The sequence below is a fragment of the Pseudomonas sp. o96-267 genome (assembly GCF_003935465.1).
Taxonomy (GTDB): domain Bacteria; phylum Pseudomonadota; class Gammaproteobacteria; order Pseudomonadales; family Pseudomonadaceae; genus Aquipseudomonas; species Aquipseudomonas sediminis.
This window is the reverse complement of the sequence record NZ_RHQP01000014.1, coordinates 109,230-121,476: the sequence shown is the minus strand read 5'-3', so window position 1 is coordinate 121,476 and position 12,247 is coordinate 109,230. Positions and strand designations below refer to the sequence as shown.

At 60.0% G+C, this 12,247-nt stretch carries 11 protein-coding genes, 1 tRNA gene and 1 pseudogene; 7 read left to right on the top strand and 6 right to left on the bottom strand.

The genetic code is table 11. From position 1 onward, the window contains the following. Positions 1-59 precede the first annotated feature (59 nt). Positions 60-491, bottom strand: a complete 432-nt coding sequence (locus EGJ86_RS12095; protein ID WP_125835262.1) for a hypothetical protein — start codon at positions 489-491, stop codon at positions 60-62. 285 nt (positions 492-776) lie between these two features. On the opposite strand from EGJ86_RS12095, the gene EGJ86_RS12090 reads away from it, so the two are divergent. Next, positions 777-1,343: a recombinase family protein gene (locus EGJ86_RS12090; RefSeq protein WP_125835261.1), complete on the top strand. Its 567-nt coding sequence runs from the start codon at positions 777-779 to the stop codon at positions 1,341-1,343. A gap of 11 nt (positions 1,344-1,354) precedes the next feature. Here the strand turns inward: EGJ86_RS12090 and EGJ86_RS12085 are convergent, their stop codons facing one another. The 4 genes from EGJ86_RS12085 to EGJ86_RS12070 form a co-directional block, all read right to left on the bottom strand. After that, entirely contained in the window at positions 1,355-2,128 is a 774-nt protein-coding gene (locus EGJ86_RS12085) for a GIY-YIG nuclease family protein (RefSeq protein WP_125835260.1), read from the bottom strand. Between the two features lie 53 nt (positions 2,129-2,181). Continuing rightward, positions 2,182-3,351: a DNA cytosine methyltransferase gene (locus tag EGJ86_RS12080; protein ID WP_125835259.1), complete on the bottom strand. Its 1,170-nt coding sequence runs from the start codon at positions 3,349-3,351 to the stop codon at positions 2,182-2,184. Between the two features lie 12 nt (positions 3,352-3,363). Continuing rightward, positions 3,364-3,657, bottom strand: a complete 294-nt coding sequence (locus EGJ86_RS12075; protein WP_125835258.1) for an XRE family transcriptional regulator — start codon at positions 3,655-3,657, stop codon at positions 3,364-3,366. Between the two features lie 413 nt (positions 3,658-4,070). Then, positions 4,071-4,147: transfer RNA gene (locus EGJ86_RS12070), tRNA-Arg, on the bottom strand. 348 nt (positions 4,148-4,495) lie between these two features. On the opposite strand from EGJ86_RS12070, the gene gabD reads away from it, so the two are divergent. From gabD to EGJ86_RS12050, 4 genes are all read left to right on the top strand, one after another. Then, positions 4,496-5,947: an NADP-dependent succinate-semialdehyde dehydrogenase gene (gabD, locus tag EGJ86_RS12065; RefSeq protein ID WP_125835257.1), complete on the top strand. Its 1,452-nt coding sequence runs from the start codon at positions 4,496-4,498 to the stop codon at positions 5,945-5,947. Positions 5,948-6,104: 157 nt separating this feature from the next. Beyond that, the gene (gabT, locus tag EGJ86_RS12060; RefSeq protein ID WP_125835256.1) at positions 6,105-7,385 is read left to right on the top strand and encodes a 4-aminobutyrate--2-oxoglutarate transaminase; all 1,281 of its coding nucleotides are present in this window, start codon (positions 6,105-6,107) and stop codon (positions 7,383-7,385) included. Between the two features lie 119 nt (positions 7,386-7,504). Then, positions 7,505-8,032 carry a TetR/AcrR family transcriptional regulator gene (locus EGJ86_RS12055; protein ID WP_125835255.1) on the top strand — a complete coding sequence of 176 codons (528 nt, stop codon included), beginning with the start codon at positions 7,505-7,507 and terminating at the stop codon, positions 8,030-8,032. Beyond that, positions 8,029-9,198 carry an MFS transporter gene (locus EGJ86_RS12050; RefSeq protein ID WP_125835254.1) on the top strand — a complete coding sequence of 390 codons (1,170 nt, stop codon included), beginning with the start codon at positions 8,029-8,031 and terminating at the stop codon, positions 9,196-9,198. The genes EGJ86_RS12055 and EGJ86_RS12050 overlap by 4 nt, the downstream gene beginning before the upstream one ends. 73 nt (positions 9,199-9,271) lie before the next feature. Here the strand turns inward: EGJ86_RS12050 and EGJ86_RS12045 are convergent, their stop codons facing one another. Continuing rightward, positions 9,272-9,631 carry a cupin domain-containing protein gene (locus EGJ86_RS12045; RefSeq protein ID WP_036999879.1) on the bottom strand — a complete coding sequence of 120 codons (360 nt, stop codon included), beginning with the start codon at positions 9,629-9,631 and terminating at the stop codon, positions 9,272-9,274. A 254-nt stretch (positions 9,632-9,885) separates the two neighbouring features. On the opposite strand from EGJ86_RS12045, the gene EGJ86_RS12040 reads away from it, so the two are divergent. Both EGJ86_RS12040 and EGJ86_RS12035 read left to right on the top strand, forming a co-directional pair. Next, complete coding sequence (locus EGJ86_RS12040) at positions 9,886-11,379, top strand: aldehyde dehydrogenase (RefSeq protein WP_125835253.1); 1,494 nt, start codon at positions 9,886-9,888, stop codon at positions 11,377-11,379. A 246-nt stretch (positions 11,380-11,625) separates the two neighbouring features. Further along, positions 11,626-12,160: pseudogene (locus EGJ86_RS12035) on the top strand (MFS transporter); the annotation flags it as partial. Positions 12,161-12,247: the final 87 nt, after the last annotated feature.

Sequence of the window (12,247 nt, the reverse complement as noted above, 5' to 3'; positions counted from 1 at the left end):
CGCTGAGTTCGGTATAAGACATAGGGGCAGCACCGTACCGGAAAGGTCAGGTGTTGCACTCAGTTTTTGCCGCCGCCTGCCATAGGCAGGTTGCTGCCCCTCCCGCCTCCGGAAGCTATATTTACTGGCATAGCCTGAGAGGCTGAACTTTTGTACAAGCCATCCATTGAGCCAATGGCACCCATCCCGCAATAGCTTTCGCAGGACTGGGTAGTTACCTTCAGCGCATCATCAGTAAGCGTTAGCAGCACCGTACATTGATCCTCCGGGTCGCTTGAGGTGTACGCAGCCCTGCTATCGTCAATCATGGTTGCGACTTCATTAATCTCGCACGCATGCATATCAACTGACGAATTGATATTAAATGCAACTGAGTTACCAGTTGCTTTAACTGAAATAACCGCATTATCTTTAGAATACTCTACTGCGGTGCTGGAATATGCATTACTTGCGCCCGTGAAAGCTAGAAAAACCAGCATCCTTTTTGACATAGTGATAATCCTTAATAAATATTCAATATCAATTAACTAAAACAAGCTATGGCGCAATCTTTCGTAGGAACTGATATACACCCTGGCCATAGCTTAGGCTTTTCAGGGGGCAGGTAGTGGCAATCATTCGATATGATTCAATCGCTAAGCACAAGGGGTCATATACGACCGTTTTTGGCACCGCTGGAATTGAATCTCAGAAAGGTGTCAAATAATAGGGTTGACTAATTATGATACCGACCTGATAATGAGCCTACGTTTTTGACACCCATACAGGGCTCAGCCATGTCCCGGACCTTTGCCTACTGCCGAGTTTCTACCGTAGGCCAAACCACAGAGAATCAAGTTCAAGAGATCAAATGTGCAGGTTTCGATATTCAGCCCCAGCGCTGCATTGAGGAGACTATTTCTGGCAGTACCGGTAGTAGTGAGCGTAAAGGCTTCAACACGCTGCTAGACCGCATGGAGTCTGGCGATGTACTTGTGGTGACCAAGCTGGACAGGCTTGGGCGAAATGCGATCGATGTGCAAAGTACCGTGCAGCGGCTAGAGGGTATGGGTATAAAGGTTCACTGCCTGGCTCTTGGCGGCGTTGACCTGACTAGCCCAGCAGGCAAGATGACAATGACCGTTCTCGCGGCAGTAGCTCAATTCGAGAGGGATCTGCTAATTGAGCGCACTCAGGCAGGTCTTGAGCGTGCAAAGGCAGAGGGGAAGGCTCTGGGGCGCCCTGCAAAAGCATCATCTGAACAGGTACAAGCGCTAAAGGAGCGCAACATGTCGCAATCTCAAGTGGCTGCCGAGCTTGAGATCAGCTTGAGCACGGTTAAACGCCTCTGGAATGCGACATAGCGCAAATCTAACTATATCGGCTCAATCGTGAGCCCTTCCTTGTAAGTCGTATTTTCGCGGTAGGCGATCACATAGCCAGGGAGGGCCGTGATTTGCCATTCAGATCCAAGCGCCGCCTTGATTCTGCGCAGAATGTTCATGACTGTATCTGTGCTGGTCGGTAGCCAAACTTTTGCCGCTTCTAGGTCAGGGTGCGGGTGTTTCGACTTGCTTGTTTTGCCCTCAAATCTGATGTTGTAAGCCAGCTGTCCTTTGAGCTGCGTCAATAGGTCTGCTGCTGAGGCCCTGCCATCTGTTGTGGCCAGCTCAACCACCAAATCCAGATCGATTGGATATTTTTTATCGAAATGATCCGGTTTAAGGATTGTGTGATCACGGTTTCGGCCTGGGTCGTTAGAGCCGAATCCACTCAGGTTCCATGTTGGAGGGGTATGGCTAGCCTTGTAGTGCTTGATGAGCAGTTCTTCAAGATCCATTGCCGTGAATACAAAGACCCGCACGGCCTTGAATCCAATGGTGTCATGAGCCAGATTGCGACGTGAGCGGATCTTCGTAGAGTGGCGCAACAACCGCGCGCGAAGCCCTGCTTCAGCATCAGTCTTTCCGATGTACACGAGCGTGCCATTGAAAAAGAGCTGATAAACGCCTTGAGCATCATCAATGGCCTGGACGGCTGCTGCTTCTAAGGGGCCTTCGGGCATCTCATCAAAAAGCGACACTAGCTGGCTGAGGAGCGCCGATGGCAGGTCGAATTCCAGTTCTTCAAAGCATTGACGAGTCGGCATAATCTCTCCTTTTGAGAGATTATGCCGATATCTTCGAATGAGAGAAGGGGAAGCTAACGCTGCCCTGCTAATGCTGCGGCCACAGATGAGGCAACAACCTCGGCTAAACGAACGGGCACAGCGTTTCCAAGCTGCTTCATCGTGTCAGACCAAGACCCGTGGAAAACATAGTCGTCTGGGAAGGTTTGGATTCTCGCCGCCTCCCGGACAGTGAAGTAACGCACGGTGCCGTCAGGACGGACTAGCATGTTCTCCCCGCCCGGGACGCCATGATTACCCGCTTTCAGGGTCTTGGCCGGCTCATCTAATGGGCTGCCGGTATGCCCCGGATAAGATCGAGCGCCAGGGTTGAATGTGTGGTTGGGCACGTGCTGCAGAGCTGGTTGCTCTGGGTCGGGAAGACCTGCAATGGCGTCTCTAACCGTCATCCAACGCTGCAGCCGCTGCCTAGTCTCTAATGAGGCGGCTAGCTGAGAGATGCGTTTAGTCAGTTTTTCTGGGGGGCGAGGTCGGGAGCGCGCCCTGATCCCATGCTCGTCCCAATATGTGCCTGTGACCCATTTAGAGATAAGCAGCTCATCTTCTGAGTGGGTAGGTTCAGGAAAAGACCACCGGACTCCTAGATCTGCCCTAAACCCAACAAGGAACACCCTCTCGCGCTTCTGCGGGACACCGTAGTCAGCCGCATTCAATAGACGAAATACCACGTGGTAGGTGGGTGTCACCCTTCCCGACGTATGCAGTCCTTCCAGACGCGCAAGATGTTGAGTCCAGCTTTCGTCCTGCCTTCTAGGGATGTCTGGGTAGCTGAGCTGTAGGTAAACATACTCAAAGTAGCTAGCGAAGCTCTGACGCAAGAGGCCTTTTACATTCTCAAAGATGAATGCGCGGGGCATCGTTTCACGGACTGCTTGGACTGCCGTAGGAAACATGTCCCTATCGTCAAGGTTGCCTGCGTGTTTCCCCCCGAGGGAGAAAGGCTGACAGGGAGGGCCGCCAGAAATTACTTCGACATCACCGGCATATGGCGCGAAATCGAAAGCCCGCGCATCGCCTTCAAAAAGAAGGAACTCTTGGCCCGCCTCAACGTAATGAGCGTGGTTATCACGAATCGTTTGGCAGGCATCGCCATTCCACTCAATAACGGCAGAGTGCTGGAACCCCGCACGGGTCATGCCCATGGCGAGCCCGCCAGCCCCTGCAAATAATTCGATGCTACTCATTACGAGTCCTCGCTAATCCAGGCTGAGAGTGAGAGGGGTTTGATGGCTTCCGCCAAACGTACCTCTTACCCCCGCGCCCCGTGGCTTCTTCGGCGCAATATCAATACGAGACAGCGCTTTTTTGAAGTCGAGTTGGTGATCCGCCATTTCAGCCATCAAGGCTGCGATGACTGCAATGTGGGATGGGACTTCACCGCGTACAGAGCAGTTTGTAATCGAGTTGCGATTCATCTCTAGCAACCCGGCAAACTCCTTAACGCTGATGCCTGCCTTCCCCAGCTGGCGTTGAAACTCTTCATAGGTCATGGCCAGGAAAGATACAGTCGAAAGCCCTCTAGGCACATTTTTATATTCTACAAGCACATTAATATATGTGCAATATGGCTGAGATAGGGTAGATGGATGCAGGCGTCATCTTGAGCGGGGTGGCGAAGCAGATACCAAGGGAGTTGGGAACAAAGCTCGCAGCTATGCATGGCCCGCTCCTCTATTACGACAAAGGCCCCGTATCAAGAGATTGATACGGGGCCTTTCGCTGGTTTTGCTGCCACTCGTTCGCGCTACGAGCGCCTGCCTTCAAGCAACCTCGCCAGCGTCTAAGCACAAAAAAGCCCCGCCTGAGCAATTCAGTCCGGGGCATTTCTATTCTTGCTGCACCCACCATGCACCCACGGCTTGTGGAATCCATGAGTGATATTTCTGTAAGTGCTTGATTTATATGGCGCACCCGGCGGGATTCGAACCCACGACCCCTGCCTTCGGAGGGCAGTACTCTATCCAGCTGAGCTACGAGTGCGTTGCGGGGCGCAATCATACGCATCTCGGCGGTTAGCGTCCATTCTGCATGAGTGTGCATTATTCAGAACGGACTTTACACTTTTGAGCCGTCTGAACCTTAGTTTCAGAAGTTTTTGCCATTATTTTATGGATTTTGCTTGGTCGCCTATTGCCCTTTACCCCTGCCGATCCTAGGATTCGTTTGAGATTTCAAACGGCGTGTTCGGTCATTCTGAACCCTCGCGCGTTCAACGGCTCTGAATCCATTACCAGGCCCCGCACGGCTCCCTTTTCTGCCTTGCGGGCTCTGCCCGTGACTCCAACGACTTACGCCGACGCCCGGGCGCCGGAACTGAAGGAGACTGCCATGCAACTGAAAGACCCCCAGCTGCTGCGCCAACAGGCTTATATCGATGGCCAGTGGTTGGACGCCGACAGCGGTCAGACCATTGCCGTGAACAACCCGGCCACTGGCGAGATCATCGGCCATGTTCCGAAGATGGGCCGCGCTGAAACCCGCCGCGCCATCGAGGCCGCCGAGAAGGCTCTGCCGGCCTGGCGTGCGCTGACTGCCAAGGAGCGTGCGAACAAGCTGCGTCGCTGGTTCGAGCTGCTGATGGAAAACCAGGATGACCTGGGCCGTCTGATGACCCTGGAGCAGGGCAAGCCGCTGGCCGAAGCCAAGGGCGAGATCGCCTACGCCGCTTCCTTCATCGAGTGGTTCGCCGAAGAGGCCAAGCGCGTATACGGCGATGTGATCCCTGGTCATCAGCCGGACAAGCGCCTGATCGTGATCAAGCAGCCGATCGGCGTCACTGCGGCCATCACCCCGTGGAACTTCCCTGCCGCGATGATCACCCGCAAGGCAGGCCCAGCGCTGGCCGCTGGTTGCACCATGGTGATCAAGCCGGCTTCGCAAACCCCGTTCTCCGCCCTGGCTCTGGTCGAGCTGGCCGAGCGCGCCGGCATTCCGAAAGGCGTGCTGAGCGTGGTCACCGGCAGCGCCGGTGAAGTGGGTGGCGAGCTGACCAGCAACCCGATCGTGCGCAAGCTGTCCTTCACTGGCTCGACCGAAATCGGCCGCCAGCTGATGGCCGAATGCGCCCAGGACATCAAGAAGGTGTCGCTGGAGCTGGGCGGCAACGCGCCGTTCATCGTCTTCGATGACGCCGACCTGGACGCTGCCGTCGAGGGCGCGCTGATCTCCAAGTACCGCAACAACGGCCAGACCTGCGTCTGCGCCAACCGTATCTACGTGCAGGACGCCGTCTACGATGCCTTTGCCGAGAAGCTGATCGCGGCAGTGGGCAAGCTGAAGATCGGCAACGGTCTGGAAGATGGCACCACCACCGGTCCGCTGATCGACGAGAAGGCCGTGGCCAAGGTTCAGGAGCACATTGAGGACGCCGTGGGCAAAGGCGCCAAGCTGGCCCTGGGCGGCAAGCCGCACGCCCTGGGTGGCACCTTCTTCGAACCGACCATTCTGCTCGACGTACCGAAAACCGCCGCCGTTGCTAAAGAAGAGACCTTCGGCCCGCTGGCGCCGCTGTTCCGCTTCAAGGACGAGGCCGAAGTGGTCGCCATGGCCAACGATACCGAGTTCGGCCTGGCTTCCTACTTCTATGCCCGCGACCTGGGTCGCGTGTTCCGCGTTGCCGAAGCGCTTGAGTACGGCATGGTGGGTATCAACACCGGCCTGATCTCCAACGAAGTCGCGCCGTTCGGCGGGGTGAAGGCGTCCGGCCTGGGCCGTGAAGGCTCCAAGTACGGGATCGAGGATTACCTCGAGATCAAGTACATGTGCCTCGGTGGAATCTGATTCGGAAATCCGCTGATTTCCAAGACGGGGCAAGGTGCGAAAGAGCGTGCGGCGCCCCGGTTGTAAGTCGTAACCCTATTGAGTCCCTCGCGGGCTCGGTTCAGTCGATCATCGCATGCTGAACCGACCTCCCGCTGGGGGCGAGCATGAGGACACCATGAGCAAGACCAACGAATCCCTGCTGCAACGCCGTCAGGCCGCCGTACCGCGCGGCGTCGGCCAGATCCACCCGATCGTCGCCGAGCGCGCCGAGAACGCCACCGTGTGGGACGTCGAAGGCCGCGAGTACATCGACTTCGCCGGCGGTATCGCTGTGCTGAACACCGGCCACCTGCATCCGAAGGTGATCGCTGCCGTTCAGGAGCAACTGACCAAGCTGACCCACACCTGCTTCCAGGTGCTGGCCTACGAGCCCTACATCGAGCTCTGTGAGGAGATCGCCAAGCGCGTACCGGGCGACTTCGCCAAGAAAACCCTGCTGGTCACCTCCGGCTCCGAAGCGGTCGAGAACGCGGTGAAGATCGCCCGCGCCGCCACCGGCCGTGCCGGCGTGATCGCCTTCACCGGCGCCTACCACGGCCGCACCATGATGACCCTGTCGCTGACCGGCAAGGTCGTGCCGTACTCCGCCGGCATGGGCCTGATGCCGGCTGGCGTGTACCGCGCCCAGGCGCCGTGCCCGCTGCATGGCGTGAGCGAGGACGAGTCCATCGCCAGCATCGAGCGCGTGTTCAAGAACGACGCACAGCCGCAGGACATTGCCGCGATCATCATCGAACCGGTGCAGGGCGAGGGTGGTTTCTACGTCAACTCCCCAGCCTTCATGCAGCGCCTGCGTGCCCTGTGCGACCAGCACGGCATTCTGCTGATCGCTGACGAAGTGCAGACCGGCGCAGGCCGTACCGGCACCTTCTTCGCCACCGAACAACTGGGCGTGGTGCCGGATCTGACCACCTTCGCCAAGTCCGTTGGCGGCGGCTTTCCGATCTCCGGCGTGTGCGGCAAGGCCGAGATCATGGACAAGATCGCCCCCGGTGGCCTGGGCGGTACCTACGCCGGCAGCCCGATCGCCTGCGCCGCGGCCCTGGCCGTGCTCAAGGTGTTCGACGAAGAGAATCTGCTGGCGCGCTCCAACGCCGTCGGCGAGAAGCTCAAGGCGGGCCTCAAGACCATTGCCGAGAAGCACAAGGTGATTGGCGACGTGCGCGGCCTGGGTTCGATGGTCGCCATCGAGCTGTTCGAAGGCGGTGACCACAGCAAGCCGGCTGCCGAACTGGTCGGCAAGATCGTCGCCCGTGCGCGCGACAAGGGCCTGATCCTGCTGTCGTGCGGCACCTACTACAACGTCATCCGCTTCCTGATGCCCGTCACCATCCCTGACGCGCAACTGGAGAAAGGCATCGCCATCGTTGCCGAGTGCTTCGACGAACTGGCCTGAGCCGTAAGCTGAGCACGCGCCTGCGTGCTCATCAAAAGACCCGCCTTGTGCGGGTCTTTTTTTGCCTTGGATTTTCTATATGGTTGACGAGGTAAAGTGATCGTTTTACCTTGGCCTCCATGAATATAGATACCAAACTCATCTCAGCCGCCGAAGATCTGTTCGACTATCACGGCTTCAGCGCAACCGGCATGGATCGACTGGCCCAGGCCGCAGGGATGTCCAGCCGGACGTTGTACAAGCACGCCGGCAGCAAGAACGAGCTGATTGCCGCGGTGCTGATGACCCGTGGGCAGCGTTTCTTGCAGCGTCTTGAGGTCGACAGTGTCGAGGCGTTGTTCGATGCCTTGGCCGGCTGGATGAGCGAAGAGGGCGCGCGCGGCTGCCTGTTCCTGCGAGCCCAGGGCGAGCTCGGCAGCGCGGTATCGGAAGTCACCGAGGCGGTGCTCGCCTACAAGGCTCGATTCGCTGAGACGGTTGCGCAGATTCTCACGCGTCAGCTCGGAGCGAACGCCAATGCCGAGCTGGTTGAGCAGATCGTCATCCTCATCGAGGGGGCGACGGCTGCAGCCAGCTATCGTGGCCTGGATGCCGTCGCCAGCGCACGCAAGGCCGCGAGCCTGCTGGTCGAGCGAGCGCGGCAATGACCCGCGGCTTTTCTCTCGGTGCCACCGGCTTTGGACTGATCGCCATTTGCTATGGTTTTGCGCGTTTCGCGTTCGGCCTGTTCCTGCCACAGATCGAGGCTGACCTCGTGTTGCCGGATGCCGTTGGCGGCCTGGTCGCCGGTGGCTCCTTTCTCGGCTACTGCCTGGCTATCGTCCTGGCCGCACAATTGACCGAGCGTATTGGCGCTCGTGCTGTCGCGCTGTGCGCGGCGCTGGTTGCCGCCTTGGGCATGCTGGGTATAGCGCTGGCACCCACAGCTGCTTGGCTGGCCGGTGCAGTGTTGCTAGCGGGGATGAGTACCGGCTTGGCTTCCCCACCCATGGCCGCAGCGGTGGCGGCAGTGGTAGAGCCGCGACGACAGGACGCCACCAATACCCTGATCAATGCCGGTACCAGTGCCGGGGTCATCCTCTGCGGCCCTGTCGCGCTGCTGCTCGGTGCTGAGTGGCGCCTGGCCTATGCCGTGTTCGCCTGCTCGGCTCTCGCCATGGCGCTGTTTGCGTACTTCTGCGTGCCCGATACCCCGCGCTCGTGGGCGCCAGTCACCAGGGGCGGGCTGCGGTTCAGCATCACGCTGAAGCGCCTCGTCGTCGCTTCGTTACTGATGGGCGCGGCCAGCACGGCGCTGTGGTCGTTCGGCAGTCAGATCGTCGCGCAGCGCCTGAGTTGGGAGAGCGCGGGCTCTGGTCTGCTCTGGGTGGTGATCGGCGCTGCGGGCATCGCTGGCGCAGGTGCCGGCAGCCTGATCGCTCGGCTAGGCGTGGACTGGGCGAATCGCCTGTGCCTTGGCGCATTGGCGGTCGCCATCGTACTGGTCGGCATGGGCAACATGCCCGCTTCGGCACTGCTCGGCGGTGCGTTGTTTGGCGCGGCCTATATCACCCTGAGTGGCATCTATCTGGTCTGGGGTGTGTCGGCGCTTCCCGAGCGGCCTGCGACCGGGCTCACCGTCGCTTTTCTCAGCATCGCCATCGGTCAGACGCTCGGGGCGCCGGTCTTCGGTTTGCTGATGAGCAGGCTGAGCATGGATCACGCTGTTTGCCTGTTCGCGTTGTTGGCACTGGCTGCCGGGGCGATGCGCTCGGCCGTCGCCGAAACTGTGCGTTCGAGCCCTATCGGCTGCACAGAAAAAGGCCCGCATTAGCGGGCCAAAGGGTGACAAGCAACAACAGGATTCGGGGCGGCGGGAACCTGCCTGGCAGGTTCCAGTCAAGTGCTTACTTGGGTTCGAAGATCACGTAGACCTTGCGGCAGGCTTCGAGCACTTCCCAGGTACCGGAAAAGCCTGCGGGAATCACGAAGCGGTCGCCAGCGCGCACGGTCTTGGCGTTGCCGTCGGCATCACGCAGCACGGACACGCCCTGGAGAATCTCGCAGTACTCGTGCTCGGTGTAGCTCACCGTCCACTGACCGACTGCGCCTTCCCAGATACCGGTGCTGAACTGGCCGCACGGGCTGCTGTAGTGGTTGCGCACGCTTTGCTCTGGGTCGCCCTTGAGCACTTTTTCCGGCGCTGGGCGATAGTGTTCAGCGGCCGTGCCGGCCTGGGCGAAGTCGACGATCTGCTCGATGTTCATCTGGCTGTTCCGTGGTGTCGGTGGCGGCAACCGCGCGACCAGCGGGTCTGTCGCGGGAAAGTCGTGGCAGCAGTCTATGTTTAAAAAAACGAACATGACAAGGGCTTTTGCCGGCCTATGTCAAAAATATTGAAAAGCCACAGCCCTCTGGTTTAGTGTGGCGAACAGGATTTGGCCAGCGATCTGGCCTTGCAGAATTATTGACGGCGCGCGCCCTGATGCGCGTCGCTTCCACCCATTGAGAGGATGCCGGAATGACTAGCCTGACTCGTGCCGACTGGGAACAGCGTGCCAAGACCCTGACCATCGAAACCCGTGCGTTCGTCCATGGTGAGTACCGGGCTGCCGAGTCTGGTGCCACCTTCGAATGCATCAGCCCGGTCGACGGTCGCCTGCTCGGCCTGGTGGCCAGCTGTGACCAGGCCGACGCCGAGGTGGCGGTCAAGGATGCCCGCGCCACCTTCGAATCCGGTGTGTGGTCGCGCCTGGCCCCGGCCAAGCGCAAGAAGGTGATGATCCGTTTCGCCGAACTGATCGAAGAGCATGGCCAGGAGCTGGCCCTGCTGGAAACCCTCGACATGGGCAAGCCGATCAGTGACTCGCTGAGCATCGACGTCGGCAGCGCCGCCAACGCCATCCGCTGGAGCGGCGAGGCCATCGACAAGATCTACGACGAAGTCGCCGCCACCGCCCACGATGAGCTGGGCCTGGTCACCCGCGAGCCGGTTGGTGTGGTCGCTGCCATCGTGCCGTGGAACTTCCCGCTGCTGATGACCTGCTGGAAGCTCGGCCCGGCGCTGGCCACCGGTAACTCGATCATCCTCAAACCATCCGAGAAGTCGCCGCTGACCGGCATCCGCATCGCCCAGCTGGCCATCGAGGCCGGTATTCCGGAGGGCGTATTCAACGTGCTGCCTGGCCTCGGCCATACCGTGGGCAAGGCCCTGGCCCTGCACATGGACGTCGACACCCTGGTGTTCACCGGCTCGACCAAGATCGCCAAGCAACTGATGATCTACGCTGGCGAGTCGAACATGAAGCGCGTCTGGCTGGAGGCCGGCGGCAAGAGCCCGAACATCGTCTTCGCTGACGCGCCGGACCTGCAGGCCGCTGCCGAGTCTGCCGCCAGCGCCATTGCCTTCAACCAGGGCGAGGTGTGCACCGCCGGTTCGCGCCTGCTGGTGGAGAATTCCATCAAGGACAAGTTCGTGCCCATGGTGGTCGAGGCGATCAAGGCCTGGAAACCGGGCAACCCGCTGGACCCGGCGACCAACGTCGGTGCGCTGGTCGACACCACGCAGATGAACAACGTGCTGAGCTACATCCAGGCCGGCCACGACGACGGCGCCAAACTGGTGGCTGGCGGCAAGCGGGTGATGGAAGAGACTGGCGGCACCTATGTCGAGCCGACCATCTTCGACGGCGTGAACAACGCCATGCGCATCGCCAAGGAAGAGATTTTCGGCCCGGTGCTGTCGGTGATTGGCTTCGACGATCAGGACGAGGCCATCGCCATCGCCAACGACACCATCTATGGCCTGGCTGCAGCGGTATGGACCAGCAACCTGTCGCGCGCCCATCTGGTCGGCAAGGCACTGCGCGCCGGCAGCGTGTGGATCAACCAGTACGACGGCGGCGACATGACGGCGCCGTTCGGTGGCTTCAAGCAGTCCGGCAACGGCCGCGACAAGTCGCTGCACGCGTTTGACAAGTACACCGAGCTGAAGTCCACCTGGATCAAACTGTAACGATAGCGGGGCGATCTTCTGGTCGTCGGCCATACGGCGTTGCGTCCTCGCTTTCAATGCTCACGTACTGCCGTACGCTGCGCTTGAAAGCTCCGGGGCGCCTTGTCTGGCCTTAGCCCAGGAGATCTTTATCGAAGTTGGTTCCGGGCGAAGATCTGTTTTAAAACGCCCAACTTGCGGCCGGGCTCCCTGAAGAGGAGTCCGGCCGTTGTCTTTGCAGCCACTCGTTAACCAAGGAACTCGGCAATGCGTTGGGGCACCTATTTCGCCGTATGCTCGGCGGTCATCAGCATCGGCCTCGCACTGGGCGTTACCATGCCGCTGGTTTCGCTGCGCCTGGAAAGCTGGGGCTACGACTCCTTCGCCATAGGCGTGATGGCGGCGACTCCGGCTGTCGGCGTGCTGCTCGGTGCCTTGTTGGCCGGGCGTCTGGCGGCGCGTTTCGGCACAACCGTGCTGATGCAGCTTTGCCTGTTGCTGGGTGCGATATCGGTGGCCGGGCTGGCGCTGGTGCAGAATTACGCGGTCTGGGTCGGCCTGCGCCTTCTCATCGGCGTGGCGCTGACCGTGGTGTTCATCCTCGGCGAAAGCTGGATCAACCAACTGGCTGTGGAGAAATGGCGCGGTCGTCTGGTGGCCTTGTACGGCACCGGCTACGCCCTCAGCCAGCTCAGCGGCCCACTGTTGCTGACGGCGCTCGGTACCGCCACCGATGCCGGTTTCTGGACGGGCGTGTGCCTGCTGATCGGCGGCTCGCTGATCCTGCTCGGGGGGGGGGGGGGGGGGGCGGGGGGGGCGCGGGGGGGGGGGGGGGGGGGGTGTTGAAAAATACGCGACCCCCCGCCCGCGGCCGGGGGGGGCGGGGGGG

Bases quoted from the DNA above. Each gene is read 5' to 3' on its own strand.
- EGJ86_RS12095 (WP_125835262.1), bottom strand. From the start codon at position 491: ATGTCAAAAAGGATGCTGGTTTTTCTAGCTTTCACGGGCGCAAGTAAT.
- EGJ86_RS12090 (WP_125835261.1), top strand. From the start codon at position 777: ATGTCCCGGACCTTTGCCTACTGCCGAGTTTCTACCGTAGGCCAAACC.
- EGJ86_RS12085 (WP_125835260.1), bottom strand. From the start codon at position 2,128: ATGCCGACTCGTCAATGCTTTGAAGAACTGGAATTCGACCTGCCATCG.
- EGJ86_RS12080 (WP_125835259.1), bottom strand. From the start codon at position 3,351: ATGAGTAGCATCGAATTATTTGCAGGGGCTGGCGGGCTCGCCATGGGC.
- EGJ86_RS12075 (WP_125835258.1), bottom strand. From the start codon at position 3,657: ATGACCTATGAAGAGTTTCAACGCCAGCTGGGGAAGGCAGGCATCAGC.
- gabD (WP_125835257.1), top strand. From the start codon at position 4,496: ATGCAACTGAAAGACCCCCAGCTGCTGCGCCAACAGGCTTATATCGAT.
- gabT (WP_125835256.1), top strand. From the start codon at position 6,105: ATGAGCAAGACCAACGAATCCCTGCTGCAACGCCGTCAGGCCGCCGTA.
- EGJ86_RS12055 (WP_125835255.1), top strand. From the start codon at position 7,505: ATGAATATAGATACCAAACTCATCTCAGCCGCCGAAGATCTGTTCGAC.
- EGJ86_RS12050 (WP_125835254.1), top strand. From the start codon at position 8,029: ATGACCCGCGGCTTTTCTCTCGGTGCCACCGGCTTTGGACTGATCGCC.
- EGJ86_RS12045 (WP_036999879.1), bottom strand. From the start codon at position 9,631: ATGAACATCGAGCAGATCGTCGACTTCGCCCAGGCCGGCACGGCCGCT.
- EGJ86_RS12040 (WP_125835253.1), top strand. From the start codon at position 9,886: ATGACTAGCCTGACTCGTGCCGACTGGGAACAGCGTGCCAAGACCCTG.